The sequence below is a fragment of the Bacillus sp. SCT118 genome (assembly GCF_058566435.1).
Genome location: NZ_CP191225.1, coordinates 957,681 through 974,680 on the forward strand (window position 1 = coordinate 957,681; position 17,000 = coordinate 974,680).

11 protein-coding genes are annotated in these 17,000 nt (G+C 48.9%); 9 read left to right on the plus strand and 2 right to left on the minus strand.

What is annotated here, in order from left to right:
• Positions 1 to 28: 28 nt before the first annotated feature.
• A complete protein-coding gene (locus tag ACQVGT_RS04805; protein WP_003228736.1) occupies positions 29 to 1,357 on the plus strand; it encodes a Na+/H+ antiporter family protein in 1,329 nt (442 codons plus the stop codon).
• Between the two features lie 68 nt (positions 1,358 to 1,425).
• Here the strand turns inward: ACQVGT_RS04805 and ACQVGT_RS04810 are convergent, their stop codons facing one another.
• The gene (locus tag ACQVGT_RS04810) at positions 1,426 to 2,028 is read right to left on the minus strand and encodes a biotin transporter BioY (protein ID WP_015483642.1); all 603 of its coding nucleotides are present in this window, start codon (positions 2,026 to 2,028) and stop codon (positions 1,426 to 1,428) included.
• A 102-nt stretch (positions 2,029 to 2,130) separates the two neighbouring features.
• On the opposite strand from ACQVGT_RS04810, the gene ACQVGT_RS04815 reads away from it, so the two are divergent.
• From ACQVGT_RS04815 to ACQVGT_RS04850, 8 genes are all read left to right on the plus strand, one after another.
• Positions 2,131 to 2,727, plus strand: a complete 597-nt coding sequence (locus ACQVGT_RS04815; protein WP_015384538.1) for a sulfite oxidase-like oxidoreductase — start codon at positions 2,131 to 2,133, stop codon at positions 2,725 to 2,727.
• 214 nt (positions 2,728 to 2,941) lie between these two features.
• Positions 2,942 to 3,811: a ferri-bacillibactin esterase BesA gene (gene besA / locus ACQVGT_RS04820; protein ID WP_015384537.1), complete on the plus strand. Its 870-nt coding sequence runs from the start codon at positions 2,942 to 2,944 to the stop codon at positions 3,809 to 3,811.
• A 192-nt stretch (positions 3,812 to 4,003) separates the two neighbouring features.
• The gene (locus tag ACQVGT_RS04825; RefSeq protein WP_015384536.1) at positions 4,004 to 4,789 is read left to right on the plus strand and encodes a 2,3-dihydro-2,3-dihydroxybenzoate dehydrogenase; all 786 of its coding nucleotides are present in this window, start codon (positions 4,004 to 4,006) and stop codon (positions 4,787 to 4,789) included.
• A 25-nt stretch (positions 4,790 to 4,814) separates the two neighbouring features.
• Complete coding sequence (gene dhbC, locus ACQVGT_RS04830) at positions 4,815 to 6,011, plus strand: isochorismate synthase DhbC (protein WP_015483641.1); 1,197 nt, start codon at positions 4,815 to 4,817, stop codon at positions 6,009 to 6,011.
• 28 nt (positions 6,012 to 6,039) lie between these two features.
• Positions 6,040 to 7,659, plus strand: coding sequence for a (2,3-dihydroxybenzoyl)adenylate synthase (locus ACQVGT_RS04835; RefSeq protein WP_015384534.1), 1,620 nt, complete (start codon positions 6,040 to 6,042; stop codon positions 7,657 to 7,659).
• A gap of 27 nt (positions 7,660 to 7,686) precedes the next feature.
• Positions 7,687 to 8,625 (plus strand): isochorismatase, encoded by a 939-nt coding sequence (locus ACQVGT_RS04840; protein ID WP_015384533.1) that lies wholly within the window; start codon positions 7,687 to 7,689, stop codon positions 8,623 to 8,625.
• 19 nt (positions 8,626 to 8,644) lie between these two features.
• A complete protein-coding gene (dhbF, locus tag ACQVGT_RS04845; RefSeq protein ID WP_015384532.1) occupies positions 8,645 to 15,775 on the plus strand; it encodes a non-ribosomal peptide synthetase DhbF in 7,131 nt (2,376 codons plus the stop codon).
• Between the two features lie 15 nt (positions 15,776 to 15,790).
• Positions 15,791 to 16,000 carry an MbtH family protein gene (locus tag ACQVGT_RS04850; RefSeq protein WP_015384531.1) on the plus strand — a complete coding sequence of 70 codons (210 nt, stop codon included), beginning with the start codon at positions 15,791 to 15,793 and terminating at the stop codon, positions 15,998 to 16,000.
• Positions 16,001 to 16,241: 241 nt separating this feature from the next.
• On the opposite strand, the gene ACQVGT_RS04855 is transcribed toward ACQVGT_RS04850, so the two are convergent.
• Positions 16,242 to 16,919: a YukJ family protein gene (locus tag ACQVGT_RS04855; protein WP_003228755.1), complete on the minus strand. Its 678-nt coding sequence runs from the start codon at positions 16,917 to 16,919 to the stop codon at positions 16,242 to 16,244.
• Positions 16,920 to 17,000 lie beyond the last annotated feature (81 nt).

The window sequence follows — 17,000 nt, forward strand, 5'->3', positions numbered from 1 at the left end:
GCTAAAGGATTTTTGGAGGGGTATCATCATGAATGCAGTCGTCATCGCAGTCCTGCTTATGCTTGTATTAAGCCTGCTGCGTGTCAATATTGTTATCGCATTAATTATAGGCGCCTTGGCCGGCGGGTTAACAGGCGGGCTCGGTCTTGGCGAAACGGTTAAAGCTTTCACAGACGGTCTCGGCGGAAATGCCACCGTTGCAGTCAGCTACGCTATGCTTGGCGCGTTTGCCGCCGCTTTGACGAAAACGGGTCTTCCGGACGCAATGGTGGAAGCCTCCGTTAAATTAATCGGAAATAAAGAAGATTCTCGAAAAAAAGCACTTTCTAAGGTGCTGATTGTGCTGATTATTTTAATTGTATCTTGTTTTTCGCAAAACGTCGTTCCGGTTCACATCGCGTTTATCCCGGTGCTGATTCCGCCGCTTTTGAAAATCTTTAATGAACTTGAAATGGACCGCCGTCTGATCGCGTGTGTAATTACATTTGGCTTAACGGCTCCTTATATTTTGCTTCCGGTCGGTTTCGGCCAAATCTTCCAGGGAATGCTGAAGGACAATATGGCGGATGCGGGGTTAAACGTTCCGCTTGCTGATATTCCGTACGCACTGATTATTCCAGTTGCAGGTATGGTTGTCGGCCTTATTTTATCAGTGATCGTATACCGTAAACCGAAACAATATGAAACAAAAGACATTTCAGGTGCAGAAGCATCGCCATATACGAGAAAAAGCATTGGTATCGCGGTTCTAGCCATTGTCGTGTCACTCGGCGTCCAGCTTTACTTATCTCAGACTTTGGGAGTAGAAGGAATGATTATGGGGGCGCTCGCTGGTCTGATTGTTCTGTTTGTCAGCGGTGTGATGAAGCGTGATGAAGCGGACTCACTGATTACTGATGGAATGGTTTTAATGGCCTTTATCGGCTTTGTCATGCTTGTTGCAGCCGGGTTTTCAAACGTGTTGACGAAAACCGGAGATGTCGAGTCACTGGTCAAAACGTCAGCTGGTTTTATCGGACACAGTCAGTCATTAGGTGCATTGCTGATGCTCATTGTCGGCTTATTAATTACAATGGGGATCGGATCTTCTTTTGCGACGATTCCTGTTATCACAACCATTTTCGTGCCTCTATGCATGCAGCTTGGATTCAGCCCGATGGCAACGATTGCGATTATCGGAGCTGCTGCTGCCCTCGGCGATGCCGGTTCACCTGCCAGTGACAGTACGCTTGGGCCGACTTCAGGTTTGAGTGCGGACGGCCAGCATCACCACATTTGGGATACTTGTGTGCCGACATTTATATTTTATAATATTCCGCTTGTCATCTTTGGCTGGATTGCAGCGCTTGTTTTATAGGAAAAAGGCTCCCCTTTACTGGGGAGCCTTTTCTCGTTATGATAAAAAAACCGTCCAATAGAACGGTTTTACATGGACGATATGCGATTTCTGTTAAAGCCGGTTGCTTTATGAATAGAGCGGTAGATTGCTGGTGCGATAAACGACAGTATCACAGCCAGCGCTGTATCTTTTACCATAAACCAAATCATAAAGCCCCAAGCCGTCCCGTAGCTCACTGGCGTATGAATCCACAGCTTCAGTGCAAGATACATATAGGTAGTGCCGATGAGATACATGATCGCCGTTCCGATAAGTGAAGCAATGAGAAATCGAATTTTACTTGGCTGAATGTTTCGTTCTAAAAACCATCCCGCTGCAAATGCTGCCGGGATGTATGAGATAATAAACCCGCCGCTTTTCCCTGCAAACGGTGCGAAGCCTGCTGAAAATTGAGCAAACACAGGCGCTCCGGCCAATCCCACAAGTGCATATACAATCATGGCAATCGCTGCTCGTTTGCTGCCAAGAAGCAAAGCTGCCAAGAGACAGAAAAACGGCTGCATCGAAAGCGGAATGCCGGCTACTTGTAAAAAGGGTGCTACTGACGTAATGTTGGCCCCGACAGCCATAAGTGCAGCGAACATGCCAATCAGCGCCATATCTCCCGCACGAAGTTTACGTTGTTTCATCGTTGTTCCCCCTTAGGTTGACATACACAATCATAGAGTAATAAAGAACAAAAAGATTGTCAACATAATTTAAAATGAGGTTAACAAAAAGGAGGGCTCCATATGTATTTCGGAAAAACAAAACAGTCCGATCAATCTGGAAGAGTGCCGCCAAACCAAAACGTCACCACTTCATTTCCTGTGCTTCATACCGGAGATGTCCCATATTACGAAGATATGACGAAATGGAATCTTCAAGTATACGGTTTGGTTGACCATCCGATGCTGTTAAGCTTTGAAGATGTCAAAGCCTTTCCACGGTATGAATCGAAAAATGACATTCATTGCGTCACGGGATGGTCAAGGCTTGATAATGTGTGGCAAGGCGTGCGGGCTTGTGATATAGCGGAAAAAGCGGGTGTAAAAGAAGAAGCGGGCTACGTCATTTTACATTCTGAAGAGGGCTGGACGACCAATCTGCCGCTTGATGATTTCTTAGCGGAAACTTCCCTTCTGGCTTATGCGCATAATGGCGAACCTTTAACCCCTGAACACGGCTTTCCGCTGCGGGGTGTATTTCCGCATCTATATTTTTGGAAAAGCGCCAAGTGGCTGCGCGGCATCCAATTTACGAAAGAAAATCACCCTGGCTTTTGGGAGCGGAATGGCTATCACATGAGAGGCGATCCTTGGCAAAATCAAAGGTTTGCATGGGATTAAGGTTCTATTTCAAATAGGACAATCCGCATCATTTATTAGGTTTTTACTTCCATATTGATAGTCTGCAGGTACCTTATTTGATCAAGGTGCCTTTTTTATTCGGGAAAAAGTTGACTTTCTTTGGAAGAAAACCTATTATTTGAGGTGTCTAGTTGATAGTGAAAATCATTATCATACATTGCGGTTTAGTTTAAGGAGAGGAATGTCGTACTGCATGAAAGAGCAAACAACAGACCGGACAAATGGCGGGACATCAAACGCATTTACGATTCCTGGTACGGAAGTGCGTATGATGTCTTCACGCAATGAAAACCGTACCTATCACATTTTTATCTCGAAACCTAGTACGCCGCCACCACCCGCTGGTTATCCTGTGATTTATCTGCTGGATGCCAATTCTGTCTTCGGAACGATGACGGAAGCCGTTCGAATACAGGGATGCCGACCCGAAAAAACCGGGGTGATCCCTGCAGTGATCGTCGGCATTGGCTATGAGACAGCGGAGCCGTTCTCCTCAGCGCGCCACCGGGATTTTACAATGCCAACAGCCCAATCGAAGCTGCCGGAAAGGCCCGACGGCAGAGAATGGCCGGAGCATGGCGGAGCGGAGGGCTTTTTCAGATTTATTGAAGAGGATTTAAAACCGGAGATAGAACGAGATTACCAGATTGATAAAAAAAGACAAACAATCTTTGGCCATTCGCTCGGAGGGCTTTTCGTGCTGCAGGTGCTGCTAACAAAGCCCGATGCGTTTCAAACATATGTCGCGGGAAGTCCGTCCATTCATTGGAATAAACCGTTTATTCTCGAGAAAACGGACGATTTCGTCTCTCTCACCAAGAAAAACAATCAGCCTATCAATATCCTTCTTGCCGCAGGAGAATTGGAGCAGCATCATAAAAGCCGGATGAATGATAATGCAAGGGAGCTTTATGAGCGGCTGGCCGTTTTATCTGAACAAGGCATACGGGCAGAATTTTGCGAGTTTTCAGGAGAAGGACATATTTCAGTTCTTCCAGTTTTGGTCAGCCGGGCGCTGCGTTTTGCGCTTCACCCTGACGGACCGCATCTATCAATGGGCTGAGACATACTCAGCCTTGCCTTTAAAAAATATTTGTCACTGAAATTATATTTGACTGTCACATGACATTTGGATATGATTATTTTTATAATTGATAATGATAATCATTATCAATAGATTGCGTTTTTCAAGGCGCAGCAGTCTTTTTCGCTGGATGTCTGTTCGGCATTTAGAGCGAAGAAAGGAATTGATGATATGAATGCAAAGGGTATAGAGGGAAAAATTGCTTTTATAACAGGGGCTGCCCAAGGAATAGGCGAAGCTGTTGCGCGGACGCTTGCCAGTCAAGGCGCACATATTGCGGCAGTTGATTATAATCCTGAAAAGCTGGATAAGGTTGTGAGCAGCCTCAAAGCAGAAGGCCGCCATGCAGAAGCTTTTCCTGCGGATGTGAGAGACAGCGCGGCGATTGACGAGATCACGGCGCGCATTGAACGTGAAATGGGGCCGATTGATATTTTAGTGAATGTAGCGGGTGTCCTTCGCCCGGGACTGATCCATTCACTTAGCGATGAGGAATGGGAGGCGACGTTCTCAGTGAATTCGACTGGCGTATTTAACGCCTCGCGTTCAGTCAGCAAATATATGATGGACCGAAGATCAGGTTCGATTGTAACAGTTGGATCGAATGCTGCCGGTGTACCAAGAACATCTATGGCGGCATATGCATCTTCAAAGGCTGCGGCTGTGATGTTTACGAAATGCCTTGGCCTTGAGCTTGCAGAATACAATATTCGCTGCAACATTGTATCTCCCGGATCAACGGAAACAGACATGCAGTGGTCATTATGGGCCGACGAGAATGGAGCGGAGCAAGTCATAAAAGGATCACTTGAGACATTTAAAACAGGGATCCCGCTCAAAAAACTAGCCAAGCCTTCGGATATTGCGGATGCGGTGCTCTTTTTGGTTTCTGGCCAGGCAGGGCATATTACGATGCATAATTTAGTCGTAGATGGCGGCGCGACCTTAGGCGTGTAACTGAATTTAAAGGAGGTTCATGAGAATGTTGGATCAAAACGTTATAACAGAAACAAAAGCGGAGCATTTGCTTCATGAATATCAGCCGGGCGCCTTTTTCTTAGCGTCTCCTCATCGTGTACTGTTAGCGAAAGGCATATGTGAAATCGTACCGGAGGCAGACGGGCAAAACCAAATAGAAACCCTTTCTGGCCGAATTGCAGAGACGTTGCGTCAGGCAAAACAATCAGGGCAAAGCCGGCCGCTTGTTGTCGGGGCCGTTCCTTTTGATCAAGTAAAAGCAGCGCGGCTCGTTGTACCTGAGGAAGTGCGCTGGTCAGGACCGCTTCAATTTGATCATGAGGAAAAGGAACAGCAGGCTGGGCATACATACCACATAAAGCCTGTTCCTGAACCTGAGGATTATAAAAATGGTGTTGAACAAGGGCTGACACGCATTGCCGATGGAACACTCAGCAAAATCGTCCTATCCAGATCGCTGCATTTGACATCGCCTGAACCGATTCAGACGGATGAATTGCTTCGCCATCTGGCTCAGCATAACACGCATGGCTACACGTTTGCCGCAGACGTGTCCAGCCAGGAGGAAACGTCTCCCCGCCGAACATTGCTCGGAGCAAGTCCGGAGCTTCTCGTTTCAAGGATGGGAACACAGGTCGTTTCCAATCCATTAGCCGGCTCAAGGCCGCGCAGTAATGATCCTGTTGAAGACCAGCGCCGGGCAGCTGAATTGCTTTCTTCCGCAAAGGATCTTCATGAGCACGCGGTTGTCGCTGACGCGGTTGCGGCAGCGCTGAGACCTTTCTGCCGGACGCTGGAGGTTCCGGAGAAGCCTTCACTGATCAAAACGGAAACGATGTGGCACCTGTCCAGCGTGATTAAGGGAGAGCTTTCCGATCCGTCTGTAACTGCACTTGAATTGGCGGCGGCGCTCCACCCGACGCCAGCAGTCTGCGGAACACCGACTGATCTTGCAAGAGAAGCGATTCTCAGCATTGAACCATTTGACCGCGGTTTCTTTACCGGCATGGTCGGCTGGTGTGACGATGCCGGTGACGGAGAATGGATCGTGACCATCCGTTGTGCAGAGGCAGAAGAACGCTCACTCCGCCTGTATGCTGGAGCTGGTGTTGTGGCCGGTTCAAAGCCCGAGGACGAGCTTCAGGAGACGTCCGCAAAGTTTCGGACAATGCTGCGGGCAATGGGCGTGGATCACATATGAACAGAATGAATTGCTGGAGGGATACAACATGCTGAAAGGATTTACGCCTTGGCCTGATGAGTTAGCTGAGACCTATCGAAAGAACGGCTGCTGGGCCGGTGAAACGTTTGGAGATTTGTTAAGGGACCGAGCAGCCAAATATGGTGATCGCATTGCCATTACATGCGGAAACACCCATTGGAGCTATCGAGAGCTTGACACAAGGGCTGATCGCCTGGCTGCCGGATTTCAAAAGCTCGGCATTCAACAGATGGATCGTGTTGTGGTGCAGCTGCCAAATATCAAAGAGTTTTTTGAAGTCATTTTCGCGCTTTTCCGTCTGGGGGCGCTTCCAGTCTTCGCACTGCCTTCTCATCGAAGCAGTGAAATTACATATTTTTGCGAGTTTGCTGAAGCGGCTGCATATATCATTCCCGACGCATATTCCGGTTTTGACTACCGTTCGCTTGCCAGACAGGTTCAAAGCAAGCTGCCGACTTTGAAAAACATCATTGTCGCAGGTGAGGCAGAGGAATTTTTGCCGCTCGAGGATTTGCATACAGAACCTGTAAAACTGCCTGAAGTCAAATCTTGGGATGTGGCGTTCCTCCAGCTTTCTGGCGGGAGCACCGGGCTATCGAAACTGATTCCGAGGACCCACGATGACTACATATACAGCCTGAAGCGGAGTGTGGAGGTCTGCTGGCTCGACCACAGCACGGTGTACTTGGCCGCGCTGCCGATGGCACACAATTATCCGCTGAGCTCACCTGGCGTTCTCGGCGTATTATACGCTGGAGGAAGAGTGGTATTATCTCCTTCTCCAAGTCCAGATGACGCATTTCCTTTGATTGCACGCGAAAAGGTCACGATAACCGCTCTTGTTCCGCCTCTTGCGATGGTATGGATGGATGCGGCATCCTCACGCCGTGACGATTTATCCAGCCTTCAAGTGTTGCAGGTCGGCGGTGCCAAGTTTAGTGCTGAAGCCGCGCGCAGGGTAAAAGCTGTTTTCGGCTGCACGCTGCAGCAGGTGTTCGGAATGGCAGAGGGTCTCGTCAATTATACGAGATTGGATGATCCTGAGGAGATCATTGTCAACACCCAAGGAAGACCGATGTCCCCATATGATGAAGTGCGTGTTTGGGATGATCATGATCGCGACGTAAAACCTGGTGAAACAGGCCATCTGCTGACGCGGGGACCGTATACAATTCGAGGTTACTATAAGGCAGAAGAGCATAACGCCGCTTCATTTACTGAGGACGGTTTTTACCGTACGGGTGATATCGTCAGGCTGACACGAGACGGCTATATTGTCGTTGAAGGCCGGGCGAAGGATCAAATTAACCGTGGAGGAGAAAAGGTTGCGGCTGAAGAGGTAGAAAATCATCTGCTGGCGCATCCAGCTGTCCATGATGCGGCAATGGTCTCCATGCCTGACCAGTTTCTTGGTGAGAGATCTTGTGTGTTCATTATTCCCAGGGATGAAGCCCCAAAAGCCACAGAGCTCAAAGCATTTTTGAGAGAGCGCGGACTGGCGGCATATAAAATCCCTGATCGAGTTGAATTTGTCGAATCCTTTCCGCAGACAGGGGTAGGAAAGGTAAGCAAAAAGGCTCTTCGTGAAGCTATTTCCGAGAAACTTCTTGCAGGGTCAAAAAAATAAAACAACAATTTGAGAGGAAGTGTTCAAATGGCTATACCTGCCATTCAGCCGTATCAAATGCCGACAGCATCTGATATGCCGCAAAACAAAGTATCATGGGTGCCTGATCCGAATCGGGCTGTCTTGTTAATACACGATATGCAAAACTATTTTGTCGATGCTTTCACAGCGGGAGCGTCTCCGGTAATAGAGCTTTCAGCGAATATACGAAAGCTGAAGAATCAATGTGTTCAGCTTGGGATTCCTGTTGTCTATACCGCACAGCCGGGAAGCCAAAATCCGGCTGACCGGGCGCTGCTGACTGACTTTTGGGGCCCGGGATTAAACAGCGGTCCTTATGAGGAGAAAATTATAACCGAGCTGGCACCAGAGGATGATGATCTTGTGCTGACAAAATGGAGATACAGCGCGTTTAAGAGAACGAATCTGCTTGAAATGATGCGCAAAGAGGGACGCGATCAGCTGATCATTACAGGAATTTACGCCCATATCGGCTGTCTTGTTACAGCATGTGAAGCATTTATGGAGGATATTAAAGCCTTTTTTGTGGGAGATGCAGTTGCTGATTTTTCATTAGAAAAACATCAAATGGCGCTGGACTATGCAGCTGGACGCTGTGCGTTTACCGTGATGACTGACAGTCTTCTTGATCAGCTGCAGAATGCGCCGGCAGACGTTCAAAAAACGTCAGCAAACACTGGCAAAAAGAAGGTGTTTACATGTGAGAATATCCGTAAACAAATTGCTGAGCTTCTACAAGAAACACCGGAAGACATCACAGATCAAGAGGATTTGCTCGATCGCGGTCTTGATTCGGTAAGGATCATGACATTGGTGGAACAATGGCGCCGTGAAGGGGCAGAGGTGACTTTCGTAGAATTGGCTGAACGCCCAACGATCGAAGAATGGCAGAAATTGCTCACAACCCGCAGCCAGCAAGTGCTGCCAAGCGCGGATTATTTATAAAAGGAGGGTAAACAAACGGATGCCTGATACAAAAGATCTTCAATATTCTTTGACCGGGGCGCAAACTGGCATATGGTTTGCTCAGCAGCTTGATCCGGACAATCCAATCTACAATACAGCGGAATATATAGAAATCAATGGACCAATCAATATTGCTCTTTTTGAAGAAGCTTTGCGGCACGTGATCAAGGAAGCGGAATCGCTGCATGTCCGCTTCGGTGAAAATATGGACGGGCCTTGGCAGATGATAAACCCGTCTCCGGATGTACAGCTGCACGTCATTGACGTCAGCTCTGTGCCTGATCCGGAAAAAACAGCATTAAACTGGATGAAAGCTGATTTAGCAAAGCCGGTTGATTTAGGGCATGACCCTTTGTTTAATGAAGCTCTGTTTATTGCCGGGCCTGATCGTTTCTTTTGGTATCAGCGCATTCACCATATAGCGATCGACGGCTTCGGTTTTTCCCTGATAGCCCAGCGTGTGGCAAGTATATATACTGCGCTTATAAAAGGACAAACAGCTAAAGGCCGTTCCTTTGGGTCTCTCCAGGCCATTTTGGAGGAGGATACAGATTATCGCGGATCAGAGCAGTATGAGAAGGATCGTCAATTCTGGCTGGACCGTTTTGCAGATGCACCTGAAGTTGTGAGCTTGGCTGATCGGGCGCCAAGAACATCTAACAGTTTTCTTCGTCATACGGCATATCTGCCTCCGTCTGATGTAAACGCGTTAAAAGAAGCGGCGCGCTATTTCTCAAGAAGCTGGCATGAAGTCATGATTGCGGTGTCAGCTGTTTATGTGCACCGTATGACCGGCTCTGAGGATGTTGTGCTCGGCCTGCCCATGATGGGTCGGATAGGGTCTGCATCACTGAATGTACCGGCTATGGTGATGAACCTTCTCCCGCTCCGGCTGACGGTAAGCTCTTCGATGAGCTTTTCTGAACTGATTCAGCAAATTTCCCGGGAAATCCGCAGTATTCGGCGACATCATAAGTATCGCCATGAAGAGCTTCGGCGCGATCTGAAATTGATAGGAGAAAATCATAGATTATTTGGCCCTCAAATCAATCTTATGCCGTTTGATTACGGTCTCGACTTTGCCGGCGCCCGGGGCACAACGCATAATCTTTCAGCCGGTCCTGTTGATGATCTATCAATCAATGTATATGACAGAACAGACGGCAGCGGGCTGCGAATTGATGTTGATGCGAATCCCGAGGTATACAGTGAGTCTGATATTAAGCTTCATCAGCGGCGTATCCTGCAGCTGCTGCAAACGGCTTCTGCCGGAGAGGACATGCTGATTGGGCACATGGAGCTTCTGTTGCCAGAGGAGAAAGAAAAAGTCATTTCTAAATGGAATGAGACGGCAAAATCCGAGAAGCTGGTCAGCCTTCAGGACATGTTCGAAAAGCAGGCAGTTCTTACGCCAGAACGTATCGCTCTCATGTGTGATGACATTCAAGTCAACTATCATAAGCTCAATGAAGAGGCAAACCGCCTCGCGCGTCTGTTGATCGAAAAAGGGATTGGTCCGGAGCAATTTGTCGCTTTGGCGCTGCCGCGTTCCCCTGAGATGGTGGCCTCAATGCTTGGTGTGCTCAAGACTGGTGCGGCGTATCTCCCCCTTGATCCGGAGTTTCCAGCCGACCGTATTTCTTACATGCTGGAGGATGCGAAACCTTCATGCATCATAACGACTGAGGAAATAGCAGCCAGTCTGCCTGATGACCTGGCTGTACCGGAGCTTGTGCTTGATCAGGCTGTTACACAGGAGATTATAAAACGCTATTCGCCTGACAATCCGAATGTATCGGTTTCTCTTGACCATCCTGCGTATATCATCTATACATCAGGATCAACAGGAAGACCGAAGGGAGTCGTTGTGACACAGAAAAGCTTAAGCAATTTTCTGCTGTCCATGCAGGAGGCATTTTCTCTAGGAGAAGAAGACAGGCTGTTGGCTGTGACGACTGTCGCTTTTGATATTTCAGCATTGGAGTTATATCTTCCGCTGATTAGCGGAGCGCAAATCGTGATCGCAAAGAAAGAAACGATCCGTGAGCCGCAGGCATTAGGTCAAATGATTGAAAATTTCGATATTAACATCATGCAGGCGACACCGACACTGTGGCACGCTTTGGTAACGAGTGAACCTGAGAAACTTCGGGGGCTTAGAGTGCTTGTAGGAGGCGAGGCGCTGCCGAGCGGTCTTTTGCAGGCGCTTCAAGACCTTCATTGTTCAGTCACGAACTTATACGGTCCCACTGAAACAACGATTTGGTCTGCAGCAGCTTTTCTTGAAGAAGGGCTGAAGGGCGTTCCTCCGATTGGGAAACCGATTTGGAACACGCAGGTGTATGTGCTTGATAATGGATTGCAGCCGGTGCCGCCGGGCGTTGTCGGAGAGCTTTATATTGCAGGCACCGGCTTGGCCAGAGGTTATTTCCATCGCCCTGATTTAACGGCGGAGCGCTTCGTTGCAGATCCATACGGACCGCCGGGAACTAGGATGTATCGGACCGGAGACCAGGCCCGCTGGCGCGCCGATGGGTCTTTGGATTATATCGGGCGGGCGGATCATCAAATCAAAATTCGCGGATTCCGAATTGAACTTGGAGAAATTGATGCCGTGCTTGCCAATCATCCGCACATTGAACAGGCCGCGGTTGTCGTGCGGGAAGATCAGCCGGGAGACAAACGATTGGCGGCTTATGTAGTCGCTGATGCTGCTATTGATACTGCAGAGCTTCGTCGTTATATGGGGGCTGGTCTTCCTGATTATATGGTACCGGCAGCGTTTGTGGAGATGGACGAGCTGCCGTTAACACCTAATGGCAAGCTTGACCGGAAAGCACTGCCGGCACCAGACTTCAGCACATCTGTCAGTGATCGGGCCCCGCGGACTCCTCAGGAAGAGATATTGTGTGACTTGTTTGCAGAGGTTCTCGGTTTGGCACGCGTCGGTATCGATGACAGTTTCTTCGAGCTTGGGGGCCATTCTCTTCTTGCAGCCCGTCTGATGAGCCGCGTTCGCGAGGTAATGGGAGCCGAACTTGGTATCGCCAAGCTCTTTGACGAACCGACAGTAGCCGGACTCGCTGCCCATCTTGATCTGGCGCAGAGTGCACGTCCCGCTTTGCAGAGAGCTGAGCGGCCTGAAAAGATCCCGCTATCATTTGCCCAGCGCCGGCTATGGTTCCTGCATTGTCTGGAAGGACCGAGTCCTACTTATAATATTCCGGTTGCTGTCCGTTTGTCGGGTGAGTTGGATCAAGGATTGCTGAAAGCGGCACTTTATGACCTCGTCTGCCGTCATGAAAGCCTTCGGACGATCTTCCCTGAATCACAGGGGACATCCTATCAGCATATTTTAGATGTCGATCAAGCCCATCCTGAGTTACATGTTACTGAAATTGCTGAGAAGGAGCTTTCTGATCGGCTTGCCGAAGCTGTACGCTACAGCTTTGATCTTGCAGCTGAACCTGCTTTTCGTGCCGAGCTTTTTGTGATCGGTCCTGACGAGTACGTGCTGCTTCTTCTCGTCCATCATATTGTCGGGGACGGCTGGTCCTTAACACCGCTGACCCGAGACCTTGGGACGGCTTATGCAGCTCGCTGCCACGGACGATCTCCCGAATGGGCGCCTCTTGCTGTGCAGTATGCAGACTATGCGCTTTGGCAGCAAGAACTGCTTGGAAACGAGGATGATCCAAATAGCTTGATTGCCGGACAGCTTGCTTTCTGGAAAGAAACCTTGAAAAACCTGCCTGATCAGCTTGAACTGCCAACCGATTATTCACGTCCGGCTGAGCCGAGTCATGATGGAGATACGATTCATTTTCGTATTGAGCCCGAGCTTCACAAGCGATTGCAGGAGCTAGCTCGCGCAAATAGGGTGAGCCTGTTTATGGTGCTTCAATCCGGTCTCGCCGCTTTATTGACAAGGCTCGGGGCGGGCACCGACATTCCGATCGGCAGTCCGATCGCGGGACGGAATGATGATGCGCTGGGCGATCTTGTAGGGCTGTTCATTAATACATTGGTGCTCAGAACTGATACGTCCGGTGACCCAAGCTTTCGCGAGCTTCTAGACAGAGTACGGGAAGTGAATCTGGCCGCCTATGACAATCAGGATCTGCCGTTTGAGAGACTAGTAGAGGTACTCAATCCGGCTCGTTCGCGTGCGACGCATCCTTTATTCCAAATCATGCTTGCGTTCCAAAACACACCGGACGCTGAACTGCATCTTCCTGATATGGAGAGCAGCCTGCGAATCAACAGTGTCGGTTCTGCCAAGTTTGATTTGACGCTGGAAATCAGTGAAGATCGCCTTGCTGACGGGACACCAAACGGAATGGAAGGACTGCTTGAATACAGCACTGATCTTTTCAAGCGGGAAACTGCTCAGGCTCTTGCTGACCGATTGATGCGCCTGTTGGAGGCTGCCGAGTCTGATCCTGACGAGCAAATCGGAAATCTGGATATTCTTGCGCCAGAGGAACGCAACAGCATGGTGACAGATTGGCAAAGTGTATCTGAAAAGATTCCGCACGCAAGTTTGCCAGAGCAGTTTGAGAAGCAGGCTGCTTTACGTCCTGATGCTATTGCCGTTGTATATGAAGATCAGGCACTGAGCTATGCAGAGCTGAATGAAAGAGCAAACCGGCTTGCCCGAATGCTGATTAGTGAAGGTGTCGGGCCGGAGCAATTTGTGGCATTGGCACTGCCCCGATCGTTGGAAATGGCTGTCGGCCTATTGGCGGTGCTAAAAGCCGGGGCAGCTTATCTCCCTCTTGATCCGGATTATCCGGCTGATCGAATTGCTTTTATGCTAAAAGATGCACAGCCTGCGTTTATCATGACGAACACTAAAGCTGCAAATCACATTCCGCTAGTTGAAAACGTGCCGAAAATCGTGCTGGATGATCCCGAGCTGGCAGAGAAACTAAACACGTACCCTGCAGAGAATCCAAAAAATAAGGATAGGACTCAGCCGCTTTCGCCTTTGAATACGGCATATGTCATTTATACATCCGGCTCAACTGGTGTTCCAAAAGGTGTGATGATTCCTCACCAAAATGTAACACGTTTATTTGCAGCGACCGAGCACTGGTTCCGTTTCAGCTCAGACGATATCTGGACCATGTTCCACTCCTATGCGTTTGATTTTTCGGTGTGGGAGATCTGGGGTCCTCTGCTGCATGGCGGACGTCTTGTGATCGTACCTCACCACGTCAGCAGATCGCCAGAAGCGTTTTTGCGCCTGCTTGTCAAAGAGGGGGTGACTGTTCTGAACCAGACACCGTCTGCTTTCTATCAGTTTATGCAGGCGGAACGGGAACAGCCGGATCTCGGACAGGCACTCAGTCTGCGCTATGTCATTTTTGGCGGAGAAGCGCTTGAACTCAGCCGTTTAGAGGATTGGTACAACCGCCACCCTGAAAATAGACCGCAGCTTATCAATATGTATGGTATTACAGAAACGACGGTGCATGTGAGCTATATCGAATTAGACCGAAGCATGGCAGCTTTACGGGCAAACAGCTTGATCGGCTGCGGCATTCCCGATCTTGGTGTATACGTGCTGGATGAACGCCTGCAGCCGGTACCGCCGGGTGTTGCCGGAGAGCTGTATGTATCAGGAGCGGGGTTAGCACGAGGTTATCTAGGCCGGCCTGGTTTAACATCTGAACGCTTCATAGCTGATCCGTTCGGTCCTCCAGGCACCCGGATGTACCGCACTGGGGATGTGGCCCGCCTCCGCGCTGACGGTTCTCTCGACTATGTCGGCCGTGCAGACCATCAAGTGAAAATTCGGGGATTCCGGATTGAATTAGGAGAAATTGAAGCCGCACTCGTTCAGCATCCGCAGCTTGAAGATGCGGCAGTGATCGTTCGTGAGGATCAGCCGGGAGATAAACGGTTGGCAGCTTATGTCATCCCTTCGGAAGAAACATTTGATACGGCGGAACTGCGCAAATATGCTGCGGAGAGACTGCCGGATTACATGGTGCCTGCTGCCTTTGTGACGATGAAAGAATTGCCGCTGACACCGAATGGAAAGCTTGATCGTAAAGCACTGCCCGCTCCGGATTTCGCAGTGACAGGACGAGGGCCGAGAACGCCGCAGGAAGAAATTCTCTGTGACCTCTTTATGGAGGTGCTTCACTTGCCGCGTGTCGGCATTGATGACCGTTTCTTTGATTTAGGCGGACATTCCTTGCTTGCTGTACAGCTCATGAGCCGCATTCGTGAAGCGCTCGGCGTTGAACTCAGCATCGGCAACTTGTTCGAAGCACCTACTGTAGCTGGGCTCGCTGAAAGACTTGAAATGGGATCAAGCCAAAGCGCTCTTGACGTTCTGCTGCCGCTCCGAACAAGCGGAGACAAGCCTCCTTTATTTTGTGTTCATCCGGCAGGGGGACTCAGCTGGTGCTATGCCGGTTTGATGACGAATATAGGAACGGATTATCCGATCTATGGCTTGCAGGCACGGGGAATCGGGCAGCGTGAGGAGCTTCCGAAAACACTTGATGACATGGCTGCCGATTACATTAAACAAATCCGAACGGTCCAGCCAAAAGGCCCGTACCATCTGCTGGGCTGGTCCCTGGGCGGGAATGTCGTTCAAGCGATGGCCACCCAGCTGCAAAATCAAGGAGAAGAAGTTTCCCTATTGGTGATGCTGGATGCCTATCCGAACCACTTCCTTCCTATAAAAGAGGCACCGGATGATGAGGAAGCGCTTATTGCCCTTCTGGCGTTAGGCGGGTACGATCCAGACAGCTTAGGGGACAAACCGCTAGATTTTGAAGCGGCGATTGAGATTCTTCGCCGAGACGGCAGTGCGCTTGCGAGCTTGGATGAAACGGTCATTTTAAATTTGAAGAATACGTATGTCAATTCTGTCGGCATTTTAGGCTCCTATAAGCCGAAAACCTTCCGTGGAAATGTTTTGTTTTTCAGATCAACAATCATTCCTGAATGGTTTGATCCGATTGAACCTGACTCGTGGAAGCCTTATATTAACGGACAGATTGAACAAATCGACATCGACTGCCGTCATAAAGATTTATGTCAGCCGGAACCTCTGGCTCAAATCGGCAAGGTTCTCGCTGTCAAATTGGAAGAGTTGAATAAATAAGGGAGGAGAAATAGAATGGCAAATCCTTTTGAAAATGCGGATGGCACGTATTTGGTGCTGATCAATGAAGAAGGCCAATATTCCCTATGGCCCGGTTTTATAGATGTGCCGAGCGGCTGGACAGTCGTTCATGAGGAAAAAGGGCGTGAAGCTTGTTTGGACTATATCCAATCGCATTGGAGCGATATGAGGCCAAACAGCCTAAAGACTGTTGAAAATGTGTAATCGTATCAAAAAGAGACTGCTAGCCGCAGTCTCTTCAGCGTGTCGATAAAACCTCGCATTCGTTGTCAAGTCTGCGCGTTGGTGCTCACGAATTAGAACATTCGCTCCGTTCCAATGCTCATCTTTCCTAGAGTTCAAGGGTTTTCAATCACGCTGAAAACATGACAAAATCCTAAAAACGCTTTAGGATTTTGTCAACAATCTTCCGAAGAGACTGCTCGCTGCAGTCTCTTTTTCTATCTTACGCAGACGTTTGGGTATGATCACAATCCCTGACCGGGTTTCCGTTTTCATCGGTACACCAAGATTGGGATAAAAACGCTAAAAACACAGCGGCCCACTGATCTGCAAACTGAATCAGAATACCCCCGTCATGCCAAGAGCCGTTGTCTTTTTTCCAGCGGGTATCCATTGCATTCCCTTGATTCATATGGATATTGTGCATTCCGTTGGTCGGGGTAAAGCCGAATATTTTATCTGCAGCCTGTTCAGGTCCGAATTTTGAACCGAATATATAAACCGGCGCTTTCTCATCTTGTGCTTTCTTCATATAGGTTTCAATAAAATCATTTAAATCATTATCAGGTCCCGTGATTTCATGAGGCAAAGGCTTCATTTCCCGCGGGTCAAACAAATTGCCCCGCACATAATCCAGTGCCACTTCACGGTTTGCTTCATTGATCCTTGTATATCCATACGGCATGTTCGGAAGGATGGTAATTGAGCCCGAATCAAACTGATCGTCAGCCAAATACAAAACTTCAGATTCCTCAGAACTGGACATCACATTGATGGCGCACCTGTAATACGTATTCTCTTCACCGAGCATTTTGACTTGGAAATGAGGACTGTCATCATCTGTTTCCCGCTTCATGTCTAAGACTATGCCTTTTAACACGCCATATTGCTGAACAGCCATATGAATCCTCCTTTATGATCAACTTCATAGTCATAATTCGTGAAATGGTCTCTTTTTTCCTTTTAAAAAATAAAAAAGCCT